Annotated in this window: 19 protein-coding genes and 1 tRNA gene; 10 read left to right on the forward strand and 10 right to left on the reverse strand. The window is 67.1% G+C overall.

From position 1 onward, the window contains the following. Nucleotides 1-38: 38 nt before the first annotated feature. Nucleotides 39-491, reverse strand: a complete 453-nt coding sequence (locus AX737_RS18985) for a hypothetical protein (protein ID WP_066924125.1) — start codon at nucleotides 489-491, stop codon at nucleotides 39-41. A gap of 155 nt (nucleotides 492-646) precedes the next feature. On the opposite strand from AX737_RS18985, the gene AX737_RS18990 reads away from it, so the two are divergent. Continuing rightward, nucleotides 647-1282, forward strand: coding sequence for a recombinase family protein (locus AX737_RS18990; RefSeq protein ID WP_066924127.1), 636 nt, complete (start codon nucleotides 647-649; stop codon nucleotides 1280-1282). Nucleotides 1283-2126: 844 nt separating this feature from the next. Here the strand turns inward: AX737_RS18990 and AX737_RS32255 are convergent. Continuing rightward, the gene (locus tag AX737_RS32255; RefSeq protein ID WP_082773144.1) at nucleotides 2127-2672 is read right to left on the reverse strand and encodes a PAS domain-containing protein; all 546 of its coding nucleotides are present in this window, start codon (nucleotides 2670-2672) and stop codon (nucleotides 2127-2129) included. Nucleotides 2673-3497: 825 nt separating this feature from the next. Between AX737_RS32255 and AX737_RS18995 the strand changes: the two genes are divergently transcribed. From AX737_RS18995 to AX737_RS19005, 3 genes are all read left to right on the forward strand, one after another. Continuing rightward, a complete protein-coding gene (locus AX737_RS18995; RefSeq protein WP_066924129.1) occupies nucleotides 3498-4082 on the forward strand; it encodes a hypothetical protein in 585 nt (194 codons plus the stop codon). Continuing rightward, nucleotides 4082-4894, forward strand: a complete 813-nt coding sequence (locus AX737_RS36050; RefSeq protein WP_238229312.1) for a hypothetical protein — start codon at nucleotides 4082-4084, stop codon at nucleotides 4892-4894. The genes AX737_RS18995 and AX737_RS36050 overlap by 1 nt, the downstream gene beginning before the upstream one ends. A 122-nt stretch (nucleotides 4895-5016) precedes the next feature. After that, a complete protein-coding gene (locus tag AX737_RS19005; protein WP_156453835.1) occupies nucleotides 5017-6261 on the forward strand; it encodes a hypothetical protein in 1245 nt (414 codons plus the stop codon). 877 nt (nucleotides 6262-7138) lie between these two features. On the opposite strand, the gene AX737_RS34605 is transcribed toward AX737_RS19005, so the two are convergent. The 5 genes from AX737_RS34605 to AX737_RS19015 all read right to left on the reverse strand — a co-directional run bounded on the left by AX737_RS34605 (nucleotide 7139) and on the right by AX737_RS19015 (nucleotide 11430). After that, on the reverse strand, nucleotides 7139-7534 hold the full coding sequence (locus tag AX737_RS34605; RefSeq protein ID WP_197430632.1) for a hypothetical protein: 396 nt from the start codon (nucleotides 7532-7534) through the stop codon (nucleotides 7139-7141). 88 nt (nucleotides 7535-7622) lie between these two features. Further along, nucleotides 7623-8792, reverse strand: a complete 1170-nt coding sequence (locus AX737_RS33450) for a hypothetical protein (RefSeq protein ID WP_156453836.1) — start codon at nucleotides 8790-8792, stop codon at nucleotides 7623-7625. Further along, nucleotides 8789-9310 carry a DUF4365 domain-containing protein gene (locus tag AX737_RS32260; RefSeq protein ID WP_082773145.1) on the reverse strand — a complete coding sequence of 174 codons (522 nt, stop codon included), beginning with the start codon at nucleotides 9308-9310 and terminating at the stop codon, nucleotides 8789-8791. The genes AX737_RS33450 and AX737_RS32260 overlap by 4 nt, the downstream gene beginning before the upstream one ends. 178 nt (nucleotides 9311-9488) lie before the next feature. Next, nucleotides 9489-11063: a site-specific integrase gene (locus AX737_RS19010; protein ID WP_156453837.1), complete on the reverse strand. Its 1575-nt coding sequence runs from the start codon at nucleotides 11061-11063 to the stop codon at nucleotides 9489-9491. Between the two features lie 290 nt (nucleotides 11064-11353). Continuing rightward, nucleotides 11354-11430: transfer RNA gene (locus AX737_RS19015), tRNA-Arg, on the reverse strand. Nucleotides 11431-11805: 375 nt separating this feature from the next. On the opposite strand from AX737_RS19015, the gene AX737_RS19020 reads away from it, so the two are divergent. Next, on the forward strand, nucleotides 11806-12279 hold the full coding sequence (locus tag AX737_RS19020) for a MarR family transcriptional regulator (protein WP_066924134.1): 474 nt from the start codon (nucleotides 11806-11808) through the stop codon (nucleotides 12277-12279). Between the two features lie 26 nt (nucleotides 12280-12305). On the opposite strand, the gene AX737_RS19025 is transcribed toward AX737_RS19020, so the two are convergent. The 3 genes from AX737_RS19025 to AX737_RS19035 all read right to left on the reverse strand — a co-directional run bounded on the left by AX737_RS19025 (nucleotide 12306) and on the right by AX737_RS19035 (nucleotide 15961). After that, nucleotides 12306-13631 carry an alpha-amylase family protein gene (locus AX737_RS19025; RefSeq protein WP_066924137.1) on the reverse strand — a complete coding sequence of 442 codons (1326 nt, stop codon included), beginning with the start codon at nucleotides 13629-13631 and terminating at the stop codon, nucleotides 12306-12308. Nucleotides 13632-13796: 165 nt separating this feature from the next. After that, a complete protein-coding gene (locus tag AX737_RS19030) occupies nucleotides 13797-15212 on the reverse strand; it encodes an FAD-linked oxidase C-terminal domain-containing protein (RefSeq protein ID WP_066924138.1) in 1416 nt (471 codons plus the stop codon). 86 nt (nucleotides 15213-15298) lie between these two features. Next, entirely contained in the window at nucleotides 15299-15961 is a 663-nt protein-coding gene (locus tag AX737_RS19035) for a GntR family transcriptional regulator (RefSeq protein WP_066924140.1), read from the reverse strand. Between the two features lie 140 nt (nucleotides 15962-16101). Between AX737_RS19035 and mdcA the strand changes: the two genes are divergently transcribed. Genes mdcA through mdcG form a run of 5 tightly spaced genes read left to right on the forward strand, consistent with a single transcriptional unit; the run spans nucleotide 16102 to nucleotide 20343 of the window. After that, nucleotides 16102-17748: a malonate decarboxylase subunit alpha gene (gene mdcA / locus AX737_RS19040; RefSeq protein WP_066924142.1), complete on the forward strand. Its 1647-nt coding sequence runs from the start codon at nucleotides 16102-16104 to the stop codon at nucleotides 17746-17748. A gap of 7 nt (nucleotides 17749-17755) precedes the next feature. After that, a complete protein-coding gene (mdcC, locus tag AX737_RS19045; protein WP_066924144.1) occupies nucleotides 17756-18064 on the forward strand; it encodes a malonate decarboxylase acyl carrier protein in 309 nt (102 codons plus the stop codon). A gap of 3 nt (nucleotides 18065-18067) precedes the next feature. Beyond that, the gene (locus AX737_RS19050; RefSeq protein WP_066924146.1) at nucleotides 18068-18997 is read left to right on the forward strand and encodes a biotin-independent malonate decarboxylase subunit beta; all 930 of its coding nucleotides are present in this window, start codon (nucleotides 18068-18070) and stop codon (nucleotides 18995-18997) included. Then, a complete protein-coding gene (gene mdcE, locus AX737_RS19055) occupies nucleotides 18984-19700 on the forward strand; it encodes a biotin-independent malonate decarboxylase subunit gamma (protein ID WP_066924149.1) in 717 nt (238 codons plus the stop codon). Before AX737_RS19050 ends, mdcE begins: the two co-directional genes overlap by 14 nt. Continuing rightward, complete coding sequence (gene mdcG / locus AX737_RS19060; protein ID WP_066924151.1) at nucleotides 19693-20343, forward strand: malonate decarboxylase holo-[acyl-carrier-protein] synthase; 651 nt, start codon at nucleotides 19693-19695, stop codon at nucleotides 20341-20343. The genes mdcE and mdcG overlap by 8 nt, the downstream gene beginning before the upstream one ends. Nucleotides 20344-20415 lie beyond the last annotated feature (72 nt).

Genomic DNA, 20415 nt, shown 5'->3' on the forward strand with positions numbered 1-20415 from the left:
GGCCGGGGGTGGGTGATCACGGTGCTCCGGCCCGTGGGCTAGGCAGGCTCAGGCGCTTCAGGTTCGGCCGGCGGGGTGACCTCGAACGGCGCAAGATACTCCCGCAGTGCGCTGCCGGGGTAGGCGCTATGCCAACGGCCAGTCCACTTCGGCGTGTGCCCATGGCGCTTCTCGACCTCGGCATACAGGGGATCGTGCGGGGTCAGAAACCACGGGCGCGGTGCTGCTGGTGTGAAGGGGCCGAGCGGAAAGAGCATGAATAAGCCCAAGCCGCTATATCGCTGTCCGTCCACGTAGATCCGGGGCTTGAGCTGCACGGGGATCAGCATTCCGGCTGGCTGGCGGAGCACTAGGTCCTCACCCTCAATGTCGGCTTCGGGCCGGTAGACGCGGAAGCCGCACCTGATGAGGAGTGCCGTGGCCTCGGCCCGGTTGGCAGCCTCAATGGCGGCTTGGCTGAAGCGCTTGGTGGTCTCGCCTTGGCTCGTCATTCTCGCCGCCGTCTGGTTTGCCTAACAAATGCCTACCGTCCACAAAGGTATACCGCAGTGGACAGGCGCCAAGCTGTCCGAAAGCACGTCCGTAAGGGTTGACTTCGGCTTGCGGACGGCCGTTCTAATGGACAGCACCCATTCGGACGAACGCTTTGTCTCAGACCATCCTCTACGCCCGCGTCTCGACAGCGGAGCAGACCCTCGCCCATCAGCGCAAGCAGGCGGAAGGAGCAGGCTTCAAGGTAGACGAGGTGGTGGCGGACGAGGGGGCCTCGGGCCTCACCACCGCCCTCCGAGACCGCCTGCAGGGCCGTAGGCTGTTCGACATGCTCCGCCGCGGGGATACGCTAGTGGTGCGCTGGGTGGACCGCCTCGGGCGCAACTACGGGGACGTGTGTGACACCATCCGGGAGTTGATGCGGCGGGGCGTGATCGTCCGCACCGTCATCAACAACCTCACCTTTGATGGCGCTACGTCAGACCCAATGCAGCAGGCCGTGCGAGATGCGCTGATCGGCTTCATGGCAGCCACGGCGCAGGCCCAAGCGGAGGCGACCAAGGAAGCACAGAAGGCCGGCATCGAGCACGCTAAGGGCCGCGAGGACGCCTACCGGGGCCGCAAGCCGAGCTACAACGTGGCGCAGCTTGAGGTCGTGCAACAGCTCCTCGCCCAGGGCAAATCAGTGACTGCTACGGCGCAGGCAACTGGCGTGACGCGGCAGACTGTCTATCGCATCGCGGCCAACCCTGAGGAGGCTGCGGCGGCGTTAGCGAGATGGAATGCCTGAGGCACCCGCGAAAGGAAACGGCGCGAACCCATGAAGGCCGCGCCGCTCAGGTGGTCCGGGGTCTCGATTACCGAACTGCGGTCAACCTAACCCACCACAACCGCTGCTGGTATACCTGAGGGGCAACACCTATCAACGGCTGCTACCACCACCACCCTGAGGCGCCACGCGCGAAGGCTGTCCTGCGTTGCCGGCCGCGGAAGAGTCGTTGGAGATCGAGTCGGCAGGACGGCCGGTCGGGGAATAGCTGCCTGCGGCCGGAGAGCCGGTCGCACCGGTGAGCGGCGCCGCTACGCCAGGAGCGCCCGGAGCGGGAGCGCCTGGAGCGGGCGTCACAGCAGACTGAGCCACAGCCGCACCGGCAAACGCCACGGCTAGCGGTAGGGCAAGCAGAACTGAGCGCATAGTAAAACCTCGCGATTGGTACGATGCCGAACGTGCGGGACGGCGCGAGGGTTCACGGCGGCAGCCGCGCAGCACTAGCCAAATGGCCTCATCTCGTGTCGCTTCGCCTCTGCTCTCAGGTATTCCAGGCAGCGTTGACGAGCATTAGGGCATCGCAGGTTGGCAAAGATGGCCAAAACCTCTTGGATCTCTGCGCTCGCCTTATCCAATGGGTCATCGAACGCGGAGGTTGGCACGCCTAATATCTTGGCGATCCGGACGACTGCGGCCGATGCCTCATTGTGAAGGCGCATGTTGGCCTCGCTGGTCATAAGCTTAGGGTCTTCATCTCCGATTGGCCGGGGATCATAGCCACTCTTGGGAGTCGCTAGAATGATCCGTTCATACCGGTATGGCCGCATGGACGCCGCCCGGCCAAGTCGAAACCCGGCGTACCCACTTAGTTGAGGATCGGTTGGGTCCTGTCCCGGGCTGCCAAGGCGCGGCCCACTTCAAACAGCGCCATCCGCAGCCCTGGCAGGGCAGCCTTGGCGCCATCGCTCTCGATCAGGGAGTGCGCCATGATTAGGTGATCGGCTATCCGGTCTAGTTTGTCTTGCGGCGCAGTCAGGCCATGGGCCGGCGGAGGGGTGAAGCGGCCGACATGGCCGTAAGCTGTTATTCCCGCAGTGCTGTCCTCGGCCAGTTTCACCAGTGAGCCGAGATAGCCGATGAACTTCCCCTCGGGGAACCCGATCGAGGGAACACAGCCGGCCGCAACCCAGCATGGCTTATTTTCGGGTCGCAGAATGCGGTACCTGACGCTGAACTCGCTGGCTGTGCGGGCCGCAGCCTTCACGATATCCAGCACGATACCGCGGTCTTCAGGATGAACCCGTGATACCCAACCATGCCCGAGGCCTTCCGCGACCGGCTGGCCTGTCAGCGCTGTCCACTCGTCGCCGATGTGAACGCAAAGCCCGGTTGCGTCTGCCACGAAGATCATGTTGTGGGTCTCAGGCTGAACAGCAGGGTCTCAACCTAGAGCAGAACGTCCACTCCGCAATCCGACCTTGATCTAGAGCGGCATTGGCCGCCGTAGCTGGAGCCGGCGCCACAGTAGATTGAGCCACAGCTGCACCGGCAAACACCAGTCTGGCAAAGCGACTTAACGAGTTGGGCCAGCCGACGCCGCTCAAGGGCGGAGAGTGGACGGCGACGGCGGTGAGGCGGGCTCTGTCAGGGTTGCGTGTGATCGGTTCTGGAACGCCTTCGGCTATGAGCGGTCCATGAGCTTCGACGCCGCCGGCAAATACGTGGGCGAGCGGTACTGAGTGGGCCTTAGCCCGGGTGACGTTACGCGCGAACATCGGGAGCGACCATGCTCCAGATTTGAGGGATGGGTCGTAAACTGCCGACTGTGTGGCAGGGTGTCGCAGGCAACGGCCATTTTTGGATCCGCTGGCGCAGCTTGGAGCGGCCCCAACTGCGGAAGTAGGAAAATCCTCAGTGCGAAGTCATTGAGCCTATTCAATTCAAATGTCCTCAGGAAGGACATTGTTGCTGGCGGGAGTACTCTCTGGCCAAAACGGAGCTTCTCGCCCCCTATTGACGAACAAGATGTGCTCTCGCATCTGTAAGCAACAGAGGCCGTCGCACCGGCTGTCGTCACTCTCTATCCAGCATTAACCCCGTAGGACCTGGCGTTCGGAGCATAGTGGCTCCCAAAACGACCACGCGCGGCCTTTGGCGTGCTGATTCGGTGCTGAGGTATACTTAGTATCTGTGGCCAGGCTGCGCGTTGTAATTTTAATCTGAAAGGAAGCCTGAAGTGGCCGAGACCTTATTTTTTGTGTCACCTCTCCTAACGCCTGAACGCCTACTGGTAGACCGCCAGAACGCCTTCAGCATCGCGCCTGACTGGGCGAAAGGGAGCGCCGTCATCGCACCAGACTTGCCGCTAGAGGACGATGCGTTCGTGGTCCGCGTGGGCGCCATCAAGCCCGTCGTCATGACGTTGCATGTCCCCAGCGCCGGCATCCTGTTCGAGCTGACGCGCTTTGGGAACAGCATCACGACAAACCGGAACAGCTCATCGCGCGACCCGGCGGGGAGGATCTACCCGAAGCTTACTTTCGCGGATCATCCCAAGGACACGATGCCGGTGTCGCGGATCGTGCTTGCTGCGGGACCGCACCAGAGCGTGCGCATGGGTGAGGACACGGGCGACCTCCGGCCGAGCCTTCTGAGTCTGCAAGGCGCCGGCAAGCCCACTAAGGATGCCCGCGAGGTGGCCACTCGCCATTCGGTAGAGCTGGCGCACCGGGCCGCTGCCGACGTGCACGCCTACGAGCGTAACCTGCACGCGCTGTTCCTCCTGCACGACGAATTGCTCCTGGGCACCGCGGGCTACTGATGGCCGGCAGCCTGATGACCAGCCACTCCGATTCCCGCAAGCGCAGGGCCGAGATTGCGCACCGCGTCGCCTCGCCCAAGCAGGACTTCTTCGAGAAGTGCACGGTGATGGGCTGCGGGCGGCCAACCCGCCGTGCCGCGGGCACTGGCCTGAACGGGAACTTCTGCACCTATCATGGGCAGCGCAAGGCTCGGTTCGGCTCACCCGTCGCCCCGGCCATCCGCGCCACTGAGCTGAGTCCTTACGTGAAGACCGCGTTGGCATGGATCAGACAGCACCGCGCAGACCCAATCCTCTCCCTCGTTCTACTGTCGCTGCGGGGTCTCCTCGACGGCGCAGGGCCGGTAGATCCAGTGATGAACCTGAAGCGGCGCTCGGCGAAGTACCGGGCTAAGGTCGCATTCGCGCGGCTCCGTGAGGCCGGCGTGAAGCCGGAGCGCCTGCTGGCCATCCACCTCGGAGTGGCGGCCCTCGTAGAGGATGACGCGGACAGCCACCGAATCTGCGAGTTCCGCATCGTGCAGACCGCCAAGGCCATGCACCGATTGGCGTCCGGGACCCATCGAAGATGGGACTTCCCGCTCCCTAACGGCACCATCGCGCCGGCCGAGATGCACGTCTACCCGAAATCCTCGGGCCGGGTGCTCCGGGTGATGGGCGAGGCGGCTGAGGAAATTTGCGACCTCATCACCAGCCGAGAGCGTGACACCATTCGCCGACTCAAGCGGGAGAAGCATGGCCCGCACCCTTCACAGGTGCCTGGGTGGCAGCCGGCATGGCGTCGGAAGCTCGCTGCAGCCCGCGGACTGTGAGGGGTCACGCGCAGATGTGTGATACTGTTACAGCAATGCGGGCAGCACAGGTTGAGGCATATCGTCCTGTCGAGAGGGCTCAGAGCCGCCCTGCGCGTGCAACTAATCCTCTGCGCAACATCATGTTTGACGCCTGGCTTTCGTGCAGCGATCCTCACCTGGAGACAATTGCAGGAGACCTCATTCTCAACTGGGGCAGGGCGGTGGAGCATGACCGTCAGCGCCGCCTCCGTCCGGCAGACCGGCAGAACCGGGATAACATCGTCAGAGCAATCCTCGCCAACCTCGCCTTTGCCGCTGCCATGGAGGCCCCGACCATCGGGGTGAGTCTTCGGGCAGCCAAGCAGCGGACTTCCCGATATGAGCGGTCGGGCTTTCGGCGCCTTCCTGAAATTCTGGAACTGTTGGCAGCCTATGGAATCCTTCGGCTGGAGCGGTCCACCACGAAGCGCGTAGCCAGCACCATCACGGCCGCGGGCTCGTTTGCCGATGACTTGCACCGCTCTCGCATCAGCAAGCGCGACTTCGGCCAGATACCAGGGCGAGAGACAGTGTTCCTCAGCCGGGTGGAACGGGACTTCGCGGGTCGGGAGGAAGGCCGCGAACTCATCGAGTACCAAGAAGCCTCCGTGACGGGGCGCTTCAGGGCTGAGGTGGGGATCATCAACGCCTTCCTGGGCGACGCGGACATTCGCTTGGAGGATGCCCAAGGCCAATCTATCCAGTGCGGTCTCCCCTTTCTCCGCCGCCACTTCAACCTTCCGCCAGATGCCCCGGAGGGAACGGAGCGGTTCGACCTCGGCGGCCGGCTATTCGGGTGGTGGCAGAACCTGCCCAAGGCTCAGCGCCGCGGTATCCGCATCATGGGTGAGCCAGTAGCAGACCTAGATTTCGCCAGCATGTTCCTCCGCCTTGCCTACCTGGAGGCTGGCCAGCCGCCGCCGGAAGGCGACCTCTACGCTGTCATTCCGGGGCTCTCAGAGCCGCGCTGGCGGCCAGGAGTGAAGAAGGCGGCCCTCGCCATGCTCTTTCGGACTTCGCCCCTCACGCGGGCTCCTAGAGGCACCAGAGGCGAGCTGCCGCCAAACATCTCTGGGCTTCAGCTTAGGGGAGCCATTCTTGCCGGCCACCCGGCCCTAGCGGGAATCTTCGAAACGGGCATCGGGCTCCGGCTCATGTTCATCGAGTCCCAGATCCTCATAGCGGCGCTCCTCACCCTGGCCGAAAAAAGGATACCAGCGATACCGATGCACGACGGACTCATGGTTGCGCAATCACAGGCTCACCAAGCTACTACCATCATGGGCGATGCAGCGGAGGCAATAACCGGCTACCGCCTGCCCATCCTCTTGAAATCGCTCTACTAAAGTTATGGCCCACATAAAGGATACCGGGGGGTGGGCCTCAGTGGCTGCCCTCGCCGCATCGGTCGCTATGGCAGAACTGGGCGGAAGGCCCTTGAGGCGCCTCTCGGTGGATGGTGGCGGTAGTGGTCTCGCCTCATCACCAGTTCGCCTGAAGCCGACCCAAGGCCGACATCAGGGAGGGCATGAAGTAGCCCCTACCTTTGTGCACCAACGCTTCAGGTAGGGACCATCTCGGTCACTTCAGGCACCAATACCAGGGAACATCAAGGCCGACTTCAGGGCGGACCTAGAGGACCACATAAGGACTGTTGGGCGGAGGTGAGCCAATCTATCCGGTGCAGTGACCTCAGGGCCGCCTTGGATGAGGAGGTGATGAAGGGGGTCTGCTAACCAGCTCGGCGGCAGCACATCGCGGGTGGCATGGTGAGCACCTGCGGTACGCTATCTGTTCCCGCGTAATTGGCGCTGAGGGCACCCGCTCGGCCTGCATGGCAGTGGATAGCGAAGTGGGTCTCAACCGCCGAAGGCGCACGCCCGAAGGGCAGAGGTATCAGAGGGGAGCGAAGCGAGACCGCACGGGCGCAGCCCGCACCAGCTGGATACCTCGCCGGGCAGGTGAGTTGGCCCTGGAGCAAGCCGATCGCACGACGCCTTGGGTCCGGCTCTCGGTCGGCCTTGCGAGCAAGAGGGAGTGCGGACCATGGCAGACGTTAGCTCACAAGATCCGCTTGGCAGGTCCGATGGTGGGCCAGCATCAGGCCGCAGCGGTGGCGGCTCATCGAGTGGTGCGGGCGGGGCAACAGATCAGGCGCGGCAAACCTTGCGCGGAGCGACCGAACGGGCATCAGACACTTGGGACAGCGCCTCGGAGTATGGCTCACGCTACCTCCGAAAAGGCAGCCGAGCGGTTGGCAACGTGGACAGTGGAACCATGACCGGCCTGCTTGTCGCTGGCGCTGTCGGCTTCGGGCTCGGATGGCTGGTGTTTGGCCAGCACTCCTACTCCGGTGACTACGTTGCGAGGGACATGAGCCGCAGCAGCGAGCGCTACTAGATAGACGGTAGAGAGGACCTTTGAAGCCGGGACCACGGGATCGGCGCAGATAGTCTGAAAGAGGTTGGCCGGGCGTTCGGCGTGCAGCGCGGAGCAGTATTGATCTGCGAGTGATGAGATTTTATCAGCAGGTTCATAACTCTCTGCTAGTAAGTTCTTCAAAGATCGCGACATGCAATGCCTTGCGGTGCTGGCCGCCGCTTCTGCAAGTACAGCCAACAGCAAAATCGCTCCAGCGATTGTCAGTCCACGACCGGCCACTCTAGGGGAACGATGTATCATTAGGCTCAGCGAGTGCCCACATTTATTAGGCGTGCTTGTCTTTGTCAGTCGGTAGAACTTCGAAATCTGCCAAATCGTTCAAAACCCACCTTCGTCCCAACCTGTCGAGAATCCCGCTCACTGCGATCTGTCGGAAGCTCGTATGCGCATCGACCGCTTCTCGGTACTCTTGCGGTGGAAGGCGTAGCGTGACGGAAATATCACCCAGTTCCTCGCTTTCCCAGCTAACAGCAATTTCGCGCGATCCTGAGCTGCTGAATAGGTCGGCTGGATTTTCCCTAGTGCTAAGCCTAACTACCCTGCCTTGTATTCTCTGGCGACGATTAGGTTTTTGAACGCGCAGAGACGATGCTGCGAATTTTATAACGCCTACTGCTTCACTCGATATCTTGATTTGTTCGCTTTTGGAAACGTCGTCCGTTGTCTTCCACTCGGGCGAAAGCTCGAAGCCAAAGCTGATTATATTTGCGTCTGTAGATTCAATCATGCGTACTAGCTCGTCGCACATATCGGCATTAAATCCGAACCCAAAATTGCGCGAGATAGCTTCAGGCTCCCCTGTGGCACTGGCTTTTGCTATGGTTCTGAAGCCTCGAATCAGGCGTTTCATAACCATGCGTTCGAAGGGCGGAGGATGAATGTCTTCGTCCGGCAAGCTCCTGTCAGGATGCGGCCCTACCGGGGATTCGATGCGAAAGCCAAAGCTACCCTCAAAGGTATGCCCTAGCCTGCAGCGATGAGCGTATTCCTCGCTTTCGCTAGGCAACGCGACTTGAAAGGGATTTGGTTCGATTTCCATCGCAGCTGCCGCAGTAAGCAGTCGCCGGGAAGTCCGCAGGAAGTTTTCAGCTACCCTAAGCTTTATGCTACTTCCGTGCCAAACCATATGATCTGGAAGGCTGGCCTTTAAAAGGTCGGTTGCGATAAGTTGAACGCTTTCGGAAATCTGATTCGTATCTCGATCTTCGACGCCAGCAAGCGTACGTAGAGCGAACTCGACGCGGCGAGCGATGTCTGGATCATGATTATCAGTTGGAAGAACGATTTTAAGCTCTTGTCGATCGCCGCTAGCTAGTACAAATAGCTCTAGATCGGATCTTTTCAGCGACTTCCTCTTCCACCCATAGGCCGCCAAATAACGCCGGAGGTAGCCAATGGATGTTGCCGGAGTCGCAGAGGTAAAGCTGTTGCTCATGGTTCCAGCTCCAACTCAGCCGCAGCCTCTTCCTCCAAGATCGTCGCGAGTCGTTCTGCTGTAAAAATATTTACTCGCGGCACTTTGATCCTTATGGTTGTAGGATTCAAAGTTATAGCACCAGTCGGCTTGAACCAATAGCAGCACTGTCGAAGAACGAGATCGTCTTCGGTAGTGGTCAGCCACTGATCCATTTTCGAGTGCAGACAGAGAACAATGAGAATGAATGGTATGGCGCGTGATCTACGCCTGATAAAATCATTAAATGTTTTAGCTTCGAGATCATAAATGATCTCAGTTTCATTGGCAGACCACCGCGTGGTCGCCTTTAATTGAAAATCTACTGCGGTTCCGGATTCGACTCTCCGGCCATTATCGAAGATTTCGACGTGCCTGAACGAGCCATCGACTCCGTAGTCGTGCACACGGCCCACCAGCAAATTAGCGCCTGCTCTACCCGCAATTGCATGGACATAGGCGAGGGAGAGGCACTCTTGGGTATGCTGGATGGTGATCACTTGCCCCCCGGCCTGCGACCGTTGCCCGCCGCCTTATTGCCCAGCCAGCCGCAGTTGTACCTACCTGCGCATATACGACAAGAGCGAAGTTCACCTCTGTTTGCGGATAGGAGAGCGTACGCGGTCCTCTTAGCGGAATCCTCCACCTGCGCTACTCGAAGGCAGGTCGTTATGCATGTCACCGCTCCTCCCACCTCAAGCTCCGCACAGCGTCCGGCGCCTCGATCCGCGCCAACTCCTCCGCGAGCACCTTCAAGCCGAACCCGCCGTACCTCCGGCCGAGGCCTCCGCCTGTGTGCCCGGTGAGCGCATCGTGCACGTCCTCCCCGAGGCGTGCCGCCCGCGCCAGCTCCTTGAAGCTGTGCCGGAAGGAGTGGAACACCTTGGTGCGATCCTCGATGCCTGCCTTGTCGCGCAGGTATCGGTTGAACCACTTCGACCATGGCCCGTTCTGCCGCCCCTCCTTGTCCGCCTCGACGTTCGGCCACAGGGAGGCCTCGGGCTTGGCCCCGCCGTCCAGAAGGGCTTGCCGGTAGCGAAGGAGGCCAATGCGCTCCAGCTCAGGATGCAGCGGGATCTTCCGGCGGGAGGAGGCGGTCTTGATGCTCCGGCCGCCCGCCGTGCTGATATCGAGATACCAGACCCCCGTCTCCCGATCCTGAGACAGGTCCGTAAGGCGAAGCTGCGCCAGCTCGCCTTGGCGGGCGCCAGACAGCAGCGCAAGAACCGGGAGCCAGAAGGCCGCCTCGCCGCCGCCGCCTCGCGGGCGCTCCCCGCTCCGGAAGACCCCCGTGGTGAAGATGGCCGTGAGGTCCGCGGCGCTGAACGGTTGCCGCTTCTCCTCCACCCTCGCATCCACCACCAACTTGGTGCCCTTGCCGAAGGGGTTCTTGAAGTCCGGCACACCGTCCAGGCTCCCGGCCGCCTCCGCGTGGTTGGCGATGGCGGCGAGGATGTTGAGGGTCTTGTTGATCGTGGCCGCGTGCTGCGGGGCGTAGGCGCTGAGGTCTCGCTTGAGGAGGTCGCGCATCGGTAGTCGCTTCAGGTCGCCGGGCAACCGTGTGGGCACCCGGGCGAGATTGTCCCTGAAGTCCCGCGCCTTCTCCCGCGTGAGGTCGCCCAGCCGGATATCCCCGTGCCACTCCGTGAGGCGCCGCACCGCGTAGTCGGCCTCAAGCAGCGTCCGCTCGCCCGGCTTCTTGCTGCCCCGAGCGCCACTCCCGGTCTTCCATGCGGCATAGGCTTCGGACAACGTTGGCCCCCTCCTGCGGCTCGGCGCGGGGGTGGCGATGGCCTTGCCGAGTTGACGCTCCAGCTTCGCCTCGTAGGCACGCACATGGGCTCGCAAGATCGCCATGGCTGCCTCGCGGTAGTCGCCCGAGTCCGGCTCGATCGGGATGCCGCGGTGGCGTAGGAAGGCTCGGCACTCCGCATCCACGACCTGAGGGTTCTGGCGTGCGAGTGCCCTGGCATAATCGCCGTGCAGCAGTTCCAGCTCCTCGCCGTAGCCCTCGAAGAAGTCCTCTTCCATCCATCGGCCGTCGAGCGCGATGGCCCTCAGGTGCGGCAACTCCGCTCTCGCCTCGGCGGTCTGAAGCTGCTTGCGGGCGTCGCCATCGGTTCGCGCCGCATCGTCGGCGGCCAGAAGCGCGGCAAACACGTCCGCCTCGATCTCCTCGACAGACGGCATGGCGGACCGGCGCAGAGGGGCGGCCATCGGTGCTTCGCCGCGCTTTGCCCGCTCGGCCGCCACGAAGTCCGCCTCACAGTCGCTCAGGCAGCGAGCGTAGGGCTGGACCGCCTTCCGCGCTTCCTTGGTCCGGAGACTCTTCGTCCAGTTCGCCTTACCCGTCCAAGGGGCGGGCATGAAGGGGCGCAGCTCGGCGGGAATGACCCGGCGGAAGTAGAGCGTCCCGTTCCGATCCGTGGTTCGGTAGGCCATGCGTGCCATAGCATTTTGCATCACCGGATTGCAGGACCGGCGGCTGCTTAAGGCACTGATTTAAGGGGAATTTCAGGCCAAGCAATGGCTTAGCGTAGTGATGGCGCGCCCGAAAGGATTCGAACCTCTGACCCCCAGATTCGTAGTCTGGTGCTCTATCCAGCTGAGCTACGGGCGCCTGTCGGACCGGGCTGGCAGCGGCGCCGCCCCGTCCGTGAGCGGGTGTCTAAGGGGTCGTTTCCGGCTTGGCAAGTCCTTTTCTCGCCGATGCCGACGGTCCGGTTTCGGTGGTGCGGCAGGGGCCGCTTCATCGGTTCCGCGCGGACGGCGCCGACCAGAGCCGGGCCCGCCCGCGGGCGAACGGAGCCTCCGGCGCAGGGACCGGACCGGGATCCCCTGGGGCCGCGGGCGAGGCGGCTCTTGAAACCGCGGACGATCTATCCTTCGATACGGGTGGGGAAATTTCGGCTCTGGCGCAGGGCGCATCCTCGGGTATCGTAGGGGAGAGGGCATCCGGCCAGATGCGTTGCCGGAACGGTTGCGAGCGAGTCTGATGGTTCTTGTCGACGACAGACGGGAGGAGGCGGATCCGGCGCGCGATCCGCTGCTGCTCGACAACCAGCTCTGCTACGCGCTCTACGCGGCCGCCCACCGCATGACGAAGGCCTACAGGCCGCTCCTCGATCGCATCGGGCTGACCTATCCGCAATATCTCGTCCTGCTCGTCCTGTGGGAGCAGGACCGCGTCACCGTCTCGGAGATCGGGCGGCGCCTGCGGCTCGATTCCGGTACGCTGACCCCGGTGCTGAAGCGCCTGGAAGGGGCCGGCTTCCTGCTGCGCAGCCGGCGCCAGTCGGACGAGCGCGAGGTCGAGATCGCGCTCACCGCGGAGGGGCGCGGCCTGCGGGGCGAGGCCGTGCGCGTGCGGGAGAGCGTGATGTGCCAGCTCGCCCTGAGCGAGCCGGAAGTGCGGGCGCTGCGCACCGACCTCAACCACCTGATCGAGAGCCTCGGCGCGAACGACTGAGCCGCGGGCCGCCCGCTCCGGCCGGTTCAGGCGCAGGAGAGCACCGCCCAGGCATGGGGCGGAACCAGGATGCGCGCGCCGGCCGCGCCGGGATCGATCACCTGCCCGGTCCCCGCCTCGACGGCCCGCCCCCGCGGGGAAGGCAGGGCGGCCGGTGCGTCGTCGAGGTTGAGCGCGAGCAGGAGCGCGTGCCCGTCCGCGTGCGGCCGGGCCACCATCTGCCGGTTGGCCAGATGGTCGATCCGGATGCGCGCCCGGTGCAGCCAGGGATGGGCGCGGCGCAGCCCGGCCAGGTCCCGGTGCAGGCGGTAGGTCGGCCAGCCCTCCGCCGGGAGGCCGGCGGGCGTCGCCGGGAATTCCGGCCGGACCGCGTCGTCGCCCCCTTCGCGCTCCTCCTTCACCCCGCGAAACCCCTGCTCGTCGCCCGCGTAGATCGCGGGCGTGCCGCCGCAGGTGAGCAGCACCGCGAGCGCCGCGCCCAGGTGGCGCGGGTCGGCGAGCCGGCTCGCGATCCGGGTGACGTCATGGTTGCCCAGGAAGGTCAGGGGCACGAAGCGGTCGAGGAAGCCATCATGGCGCTCCAGGGCGTGGGCCAGCTCGTAGAGGTTGCGGTCGTTCAGCGCGCTCCAGATCGCCTTCCAGAGCTCGTACTGGGTCACGGCGTCGAGGCCGCTCGCCGCCACGAAGCCCGCGTAGTCGCCGTGGATCACCTCGCCCACGAAGTAGGCCTCCGGATGGGCGGCACGCACTCGCGGCAGGACCCGGGCCCAGAAGGCGGGCGGCACCGCGTAGGCCGCGTCGAGACGCCAGCCGTCGGCGCCCCGCGCCAGCCAGTGCGTCATCACCCGCTCGACATAGGCGGCGACCTCCGGCGCGTCGTGGTTCAGGGTGACCAAGTGCCGGTGCCCCTCGAAGCAGGCGTAGTCCGGCTCAAGCCCCGGCCCGCGCGGCCAGGACAGGCGGAACCAGCCCGCCCGGGGCGCGTCCGGGCCCGAACGCAGCACCTCGGCGAAGGCCGGGAAATCGCGGCCCACATGGTTGAACACCCCGTCGAGCAGCAGGCGCAGCCCCCGGGCGCGGGCCGCCGCGACAAGCGCGTCGAAATCGCCCTCGTTCCCGAGGCGCGGGTCGATGCGGAAGTGGTCGAGGGTGTCGTAGCCGTGGGTCGCGGCGGCGAAGATCGGCCCGAGGGCGAGACCGGTCGCCCCCATCTCGGCGGCGTAGTCGAGCCAAGCCTCGAGGCGACCCAGCCTGTGCACCGGCCCGGCCTCGTCCCGCGCCGCGCGCGGGGCGCCGACGAAGCCGAGCGGGTAGACGTGCCACCACAGGGCGCTCTCGATCCAGCCGGGCACGTCGCCTCCTCGCAGTGCGGTCCACCGGCGCGGAATGTCGCGCACGGCCGGTTGGTTGCGGCGAGCGGTGCCGAAGGCCGCCGGGTCGGGGTTTCGAAAGGTCGAGACCTTTCGCGGGTCCAGGGCGGAGCCCTGGCCTCCGGCAGCGCCGGCCCACCGGGCCCGTCAGGCCTCCAGCATCTTGCCCGGGTTCATGATCCCGAGCGGGTCGAGGGCCCGCTTCAGGGCGCGCATGGCGGCGAGGGCCTCCGCGCCGTGCTCGGCCTCGAGGAAGCGCATCTTCTTCTGGCCGACGCCGTGCTCGCCGGTGCAGGTGCCCTCCATCGCCAGCGCGCGCGCGACGAGGCGGTCGATGAAGCCGGTGGCGCGCGCGACCTCGTCGGCGTCGTCCACGTCGACGAGGAGCTGGGCGTGGAAGTTGCCGTCGCCGACATGGCCGACGATCGGGGCGAGGAGGCCGCTCCCGGCGATGTCGCGCTGGGTCTCGGCGACGCAATCGGCGAGGCGCGAGATCGGCACGCAGACGTCGGTGGCGACCGCCCGCGCGCCGGGCCGCAGTCCGAGCGCCGCCCAGTAGGCGTCGTGGCGCGCCTGCCAGAGACGGCTGCGCGCCTCGGCCTCGGTCGCCCAAGCGAAGGCGCCGCCGCCCTCGCCGGCGGCGATCTCGCCGAAGCGCTCGGCCTGCTCGTGCACCGAGGCCGCGGTGCCGTGGAACTCGACCAGCAGCAGCGGCGTCTCGGGGAGGTCGAGCTTCGAGTAGGCATTGCTGGCGTGCACCTGCACCGCGTCGAGCAGCTCGATCCGGGCGACGGGCAGGCCGGACTGGATCGTCAGGATGGTGGCGTCGCAGGCCGCCTTCACGCTCGGGAAGGAGCAGTGCCCGGCTGCCGTCGCCTCCGGGATGCCGCTGAGCCGCAGGGTCAGCTCCGTGATGAGGCCGAGCGTGCCCTCGGCGCCGACGAGCAGGCGGGTGAGGTCGTAGCCCGCGGCCGATTTCCGGGCGCGGCTGCCCGTGCGGACGATCTCCCCGTTGGGCAGCACGGCGGTGAGGGCCAGCACCGCGTCGCGCATCGTGCCGTAGCGGACCGCGTTGGTGCCGGAGGCCCGCGTGGAGGCCATGCCGCCGAAGGAGGCGTCGGCGCCCGGGTCGATCGGGAAGAACAGGCCCTGGTCGCGCAGGTGCAGGTTCAGCGCCTTGCGGGTGAGCCCCGCCTCGACCACGCAGTCGAGATCCTCGGCGTGGACGGCGAGGATCCGGTTCATCCCTGAGAGATCGACGCTGATCCCGCCGTAGGGCGCGTTGACGTGGCCCTCCAGCGACGAGCCGGTGCCGAACGGGATCACCGGCACCCGGTGCCCGGCGCAGAGGCGGACCACCGCCTGCACCTCCGCGGTGGTGTGCGGGAAGACCACGGCGTCCGGCGGCTGGCTCGGAGCCCAGGTGAGCGTGCTGGCGTGCTGCGCCCGCAGGGTCTCGGAGGTCGAGAGGCGCGTGCCGAAGCGCTCCTGCAGTCCGGCGAGGACGGCGGCGAGGGCGTCCGGCGCGGGACGGGCCGGCGGTAGAGGAGCATGCGCGCTCATCGGCGATCGAGACCCGTAGCGTCTTGCGTTGGCCGGATGGGTTTAGAGCGGATGGCGGGCCGAGGGAAACCGCGCCGGTCCGCCGCTCAATGCTCGGCGATCCAGCGGGCGAGCGCGTTGGCCGCGTTGAGCATGTGCGCGCGCATGCGGCGGGCCGCGGCCTCGCCGTCGCCCTCGGCCATGGCGGCCAGGATCTCGCCGTGCTCGGCGTGCGAGCGCGCCATGCGGGCGTCCTGGCGCAGCTGCGTCCGGCGGAAGGCGACGAGGCGGGTGCGCAGGGCCAATGCCTGCTCGCCCATGAAGCCGTTGTGGGTCGCTCCATAGAGCGTCTCGTGGAAGACGAGGTTGTGGGCGTCGTAGGCGTCGAGGTCGCCGCGCGCGATCATCCCGGCGGCGCGCTCCTGCAGCTCCATCAGCCGGCCGCGCTCCAGAAGCGTCATCCGGTAGGTGGCCAGCCGCGCGCACATGGCCTCGATCTCGGCGGTGGTCTCGAACATCTCGGTGATGCGCTCCGAGGTCATGCGCGTCACCACCGCGCCTTTGCGCGGGCGCACCTCGACGAGCCCGTTGAAGGCGAGCTGGCGCAGGGCGTCGCGCACGGGGGTGCGGGAGGCGCCGAAGCGGTCGGCCAGCTCCTGCTCGTCGAGCGCGGTGCCGGCCGCGAGGGCGCCGGAGACGATCGCGTCGGTGAGCGCGTTCCGGATACGGTCGGAGAGGAGTTCGCGCTCCTCGGCGCCGGCACTCTCCATGACACCCTCCCGCGGTCCGAACACGCGCAGCCTCTTGACGCCGCGCTTGCGTGGGATACCGATATCGCCAAATCGATGCCTTGTGAATGCACGAGTACCGGATTAGGCACGTTGTGAATGCGAGATCGGGGTGGGCAGCGATGACGGACTGGCGCAGCGAGGCGAGGCTCCCCGACGAGCGCATCGCGGCCGGGCGAGCCTACGCGGACGGCAAGGTCGTTCCGGCGACGCGGGCGGTCGCGCTGCTCGAGGCGGTGCTGCGCCCCGGCGACCGGGTCTGCCTGGAGGGCGACAACCAGAAGCAGGCCGACTGCCTCGCCCGCGCGCTCGCCGCCTGCGACCCGGGTAAGGTCCACGACCTGCACATGGTGCAGTCGGGCATCGTGCTGCCCGAGCATCTCGACGTGTTCGAGACCGGCATCGCGCGGCGGCTCGACTACTCGTACTCGGGTCCCCAGGGCGGGCGCATCGCCCGGATGCTCTACGGCGGGCAGATCGCGCTCGGGGCGGTGCACACCTACCTGGAGCTGTTCGCCCGCTACTTCATGGACCTGACGCCGAACGTGGCGCTGATCGCGGGCGTCTCGGCCGACCGGGAGGGCAACCTCTACACGGGCCCGAACACCGAGGACACGCCGACCGTGGTGGAGGCCACCGCCTTCAAGAACGGCGTGGTGATCGCGCAGGTGAACGAGATCGTCGAGCGCGTGCCGCGCGTCGACATCCCGGGCGACCGGATCGACTTCGTGGTCGCGGCGGACAAGCCCTTCTACGTCGAGCCGCTCTTCACCCGCGATCCGGCCGCGATGACCGAGACGCAGGTCCTGATGGCCATGATGGCGATCAAGGGCATCTACGCGGAGTACGGCATCCGCCGCCTCAACCACGGCATCGGCTTCGGCACCGCGGCGATCGAGTTGCTGCTGCCGACCTACGGCGAGCGGCTGGGGCTGAAGGGCAGGATCGCCACGCACTGGGCGCTCAACCCGCACCCGACGCTGATCCCGGCGATCGAGGCGGGCTGGGTGCAACAGGTGCACTGCTTCGGCTCGGAAGTCGGCATGGACCGCTACATCCGCGAGCGGCCGGACGTCTTCTTCACGGGCCGGGACGGTAGCTTGCGCTCCAACCGCGCCTTCTGCCAGACGGCGGGGCTCTACGCCTGCGACCTGTTCATCGGCTCGACCCTGCAGATCGACCTCGCGGGCCATTCCTCGACCGTGACGCGCGACCGCGTGGCGGGCTTCGGCGGCGCGCCCAACATGGGCTCGGACCCGCACGGGCGGCGCCACCCCTCCGACACCTGGATGAAGGCGGGGCACGAGGCGCAAGGCGTCGGCGATCCGATGCTGATGCGCGGGAGGAAGCTGGTGGTGCAGCTCGTGGAGACCTTCGGCGACAAGCTGGTGCCGACCTTCGTCGAGCGCCTCGACGCGCTGGAACTGGCCAGGAAGACCGGGCTCGAGCTCGCCCCCGTGATGATCTACGGCGACGATGTCACGCACATCGTCACCGAGGAGGGCATCGCCAACCTGCTGCTCTGCCGGGACGCCGACGAGCGCGAGCAGGCGATCCGGGGCGTGGCCGGCTACACCGAGATCGGGCGCGGGCGCGACCGGGCCAAGGTCGAGGAATTGCGCGCCCGCGGCATCGTGCGCCGGCCGGAGGATCTCGGCATCGAGCCGCTCGACGCCGACCGGGCGCTGCTCGCCGCCAAGTCGATCAAAGACCTCGTGCACTGGTCGGGCGGGCTCTACGAGCCGCCGGCCAAGTTCCGGAACTGGTGAGGCCGCCATGGAATCCCTGACCTTCCGCCACACCACCGAGAAGCCGCTCGGCGGCACGGCGCCGAGCGCGATCACGGGCGTGGTCGCCTCCGGCAACCTCGAGATCCTGCTGGAGCGGGTGCTGCCGCCGGATGCCTGCGAGGTCGCGATCGAGACGCCGATCGCGGGCTACGGCCCGGTCTGGGAGGCCGTGGTGGCCGATTTCGTCGCCCGCGCGCAGCCCGGCGGCCTCCGCATCAGCATCAACGACGGGGGCGCCCGCCCCGACACCGTGTCCCTGCGCCTGCTTCAGGGCGCCCGCCTGATGGAGGCCTGAGCCATGGCCGCACCCATGGCCGCGGGCACCGACCCGCGGGCGCTGAGCTGGTACGAGGCCACCGCCCGCCAGCGCGTCGCGGCGCTCGCCGATCCGGGAACGTTCCACGAGTTCCTGCCGCCGACCGAGCGGCGGATGAGTCCGCACCTGCCGCTCTTCGACCTGCCGCGCGCCTTCGACGACGGCATCGTGGTGGGACGCGCCCGGCTCGACGGCAAGCCCGTGCTCGTCGCAGCGCAGGAGGGCCGCTTCATGGGCGGGGCCTTCGGCGAGGTGCACGGCGCCAAGCTGATCGGTCTCCTGCGGGCCGCGCGCGATCTGCGGCCCGCCGCCGTGCTGATCCTGTTCGATACCGGCGGCGTGCGCCTGCAGGAGGCCAACGCGGGCGAGACCGCGATCGCCGAGGCGATGCGGGCGATCGCGGAGCTGCGCGCCGCGGGCGTGCCGGTGATCGGCCTGATCGGCGGCCGGGCGGGAGCTTACGGCGGCGGCGGCCTCATCGCGGGCGCCTGCTCGCGGCTCGCCGTCTCCGAGGGCGGGCGCATCTCGGTCTCGGGGCCGGAGGTGATCGAGACCAACCAGGGCGCCGAGGAGTTCGATTCCCGCGACCGCGCGCTGGTCTGGCGCACCATGGGAGGCAAGCACCGCCGGCTCATCGGCGGCGCCGACGCCTTCGCGGCCGACACGGTGGCGGCCTTCCGGGCCGCCGCCCTCGACCTGATCGGCCGCGCGCCCGCCTTCGATCTCGCCACGCTGGAGGCCGAGCAGGCCCGCCTGGAGGCGCGCATCGCCCGCTTCGGCGATTGCCGCGACGCCACCGAGATCTGGGCGCGGATGGGCGTCAACGATCCGGACGCGGTGCCAGCCATGACCACGGCCTCCTTCGACGAGACCGTCGCCCGGGTGGCGGAGGCGCACCATGACGCTCGCTGAGATCCTTGCCTCGCTCTTTCCCGAGGGCCACGCCGTCCGGGTGGCGGACGGGCTCGTCACCGGACGTGCGCCCTTCGACGGGGCCGAGGCCGCGGTGATCGGGATCGACGGGGACACCCCGCTCGGCGTCGAGGGCGCGCTCGCCCTGTCGCGCGCCGTGCTCGACGCGGTGCGGGCGGGCGACAGGGTGCCGATCCTCGTGCTGGTCGATTCCGACAGCCAGCGCATGAGCCGGCGCGACGAGTTGCTCGGCCTCAACGAGTGCCTGGCCCATCTCGCCAAGGCGCTGTTGCTCGCCGACCGCGCCGGCCACCCGACCGTCGGCCTGATCTACGGCCACTCGGCGGCGGGCGCCTTCATCGCGACGGCGCTGGCCACGCGGGTGCTGGCGGCGCTGCCCGGCGCCAACCCCAGCGTGATGGACCTGCCCTCGGTCGCCCGCGTCACCAAGCTGCCGCTGGAGCGGCTCGAGGAGATGGCGAAGTCGACGCCGGTCTTCGCGCCGGGGCTCGACAACATGGTGGCGACGGGCGCGGTCCACGCGGTGCTCGACCCCGCCCGGCCGCTCGACGCGCAGGTCCGCGACCTGATCGCCGGGCTCCCCGCGGAGGACGTCCGCGACCGACTCGGCGCCGAGCGCGGCGGCCGGCCGGTGGCGCAGGCCGTCGCCGCCGCGGTCGCCGCCGAGGCCCGGCGTGGCTGACGACCTGCGGCGCCACGACCTCGTCCGGGCCGAGGCGCAGGCCTTCGCGGACTTCGTCGCGCGGCGGCCGGACCTCGACGGCGCGCCGCTCGTGGCCGACTGGGCCGTCCGAGGCCGCCCGCTGATCGTGCGCCGCTACGCGCCGGGCGAGGATCGCGCCCGTGTGCCCCTCGGCCTGCCGCTGCCGCCCGCGGCGGGCAAGCGCCGGATCGGCCTCGCCCTGCCGTCCGCGGCGCTGACCCCGCTGCCCGCGCCGACCCTGGCGCAGGCGCGCGCGACGGCCCCGGAGGCGTGGCGGCCGACGATCGACGCGCTGCTCGCGCTCGGCGCGGCGCACGGCATCGTCCCGCGCCCGTTCGGGGCCCTGCTCTGGCAGGCGCTGACCGGGCTCGCCTACCTCTCCCCCGCCTCCGACCTCGACCTGCTCTGGCCGGTCGCAGACCTGCCCGCTGGCTTCCTCGCCGGCCTCGCCGGGATCGCGGCGGCGGCGCCGATGCGCATCGACGGCGAGGTGATCTTTTCGGATGGGGCCGGGATCCAGTGGCGGGAGCTGCACGAGGCGGGCGGCCCGGTGCTCGCCAAGCACCGCGACCGGCTGGAGATGCGCGACGTCGCGGAACTGCTGCCACGGGAAGCCGCATGACGGGCGCGCCCTCCCCATCTCCCTCCCCCCTCTGCGGGGGAGGGTGGGCCGGCCGTAAGGCCGGGTCGGGAG

It is taken from the genome of Methylobacterium sp. CCH5-D2, assembly GCF_001556475.1.
In the GTDB taxonomy this organism is placed as follows: Bacteria; Pseudomonadota; Alphaproteobacteria; order Rhizobiales; family Beijerinckiaceae; genus Methylobacterium; species Methylobacterium hispanicum.

Excerpts from the sequence above, each read along its gene's own strand:
- AX737_RS19030 (WP_066924138.1), bottom strand. The coding sequence starts at position 15,212 with ATGAGCGCGCATGCTCCTCTACCGCCGGCCCGTCCCGCGCCGGACGCC.
- AX737_RS19035 (WP_066924140.1), bottom strand. The coding sequence starts at position 15,961 with ATGGAGAGTGCCGGCGCCGAGGAGCGCGAACTCCTCTCCGACCGTATC.
- AX737_RS33450 (WP_156453836.1), bottom strand. The coding sequence starts at position 8,792 with ATGAGCAACAGCTTTACCTCTGCGACTCCGGCAACATCCATTGGCTAC.
- AX737_RS36050 (WP_238229312.1), top strand. The coding sequence starts at position 4,082 with ATGGCCGGCAGCCTGATGACCAGCCACTCCGATTCCCGCAAGCGCAGG.
- AX737_RS32255 (WP_082773144.1), bottom strand. The coding sequence starts at position 2,672 with ATGATCTTCGTGGCAGACGCAACCGGGCTTTGCGTTCACATCGGCGAC.
- mdcA (WP_066924142.1), top strand. The coding sequence starts at position 16,102 with ATGACGGACTGGCGCAGCGAGGCGAGGCTCCCCGACGAGCGCATCGCG.
- mdcE (WP_066924149.1), top strand. The coding sequence starts at position 18,984 with ATGACGCTCGCTGAGATCCTTGCCTCGCTCTTTCCCGAGGGCCACGCC.
- AX737_RS19020 (WP_066924134.1), top strand. The coding sequence starts at position 11,806 with ATGGTTCTTGTCGACGACAGACGGGAGGAGGCGGATCCGGCGCGCGAT.
- AX737_RS19005 (WP_156453835.1), top strand. The coding sequence starts at position 5,017 with ATGTTTGACGCCTGGCTTTCGTGCAGCGATCCTCACCTGGAGACAATT.
- AX737_RS19050 (WP_066924146.1), top strand. The coding sequence starts at position 18,068 with ATGGCCGCACCCATGGCCGCGGGCACCGACCCGCGGGCGCTGAGCTGG.
- AX737_RS18985 (WP_066924125.1), bottom strand. The coding sequence starts at position 491 with ATGACGAGCCAAGGCGAGACCACCAAGCGCTTCAGCCAAGCCGCCATT.
- mdcC (WP_066924144.1), top strand. The coding sequence starts at position 17,756 with ATGGAATCCCTGACCTTCCGCCACACCACCGAGAAGCCGCTCGGCGGC.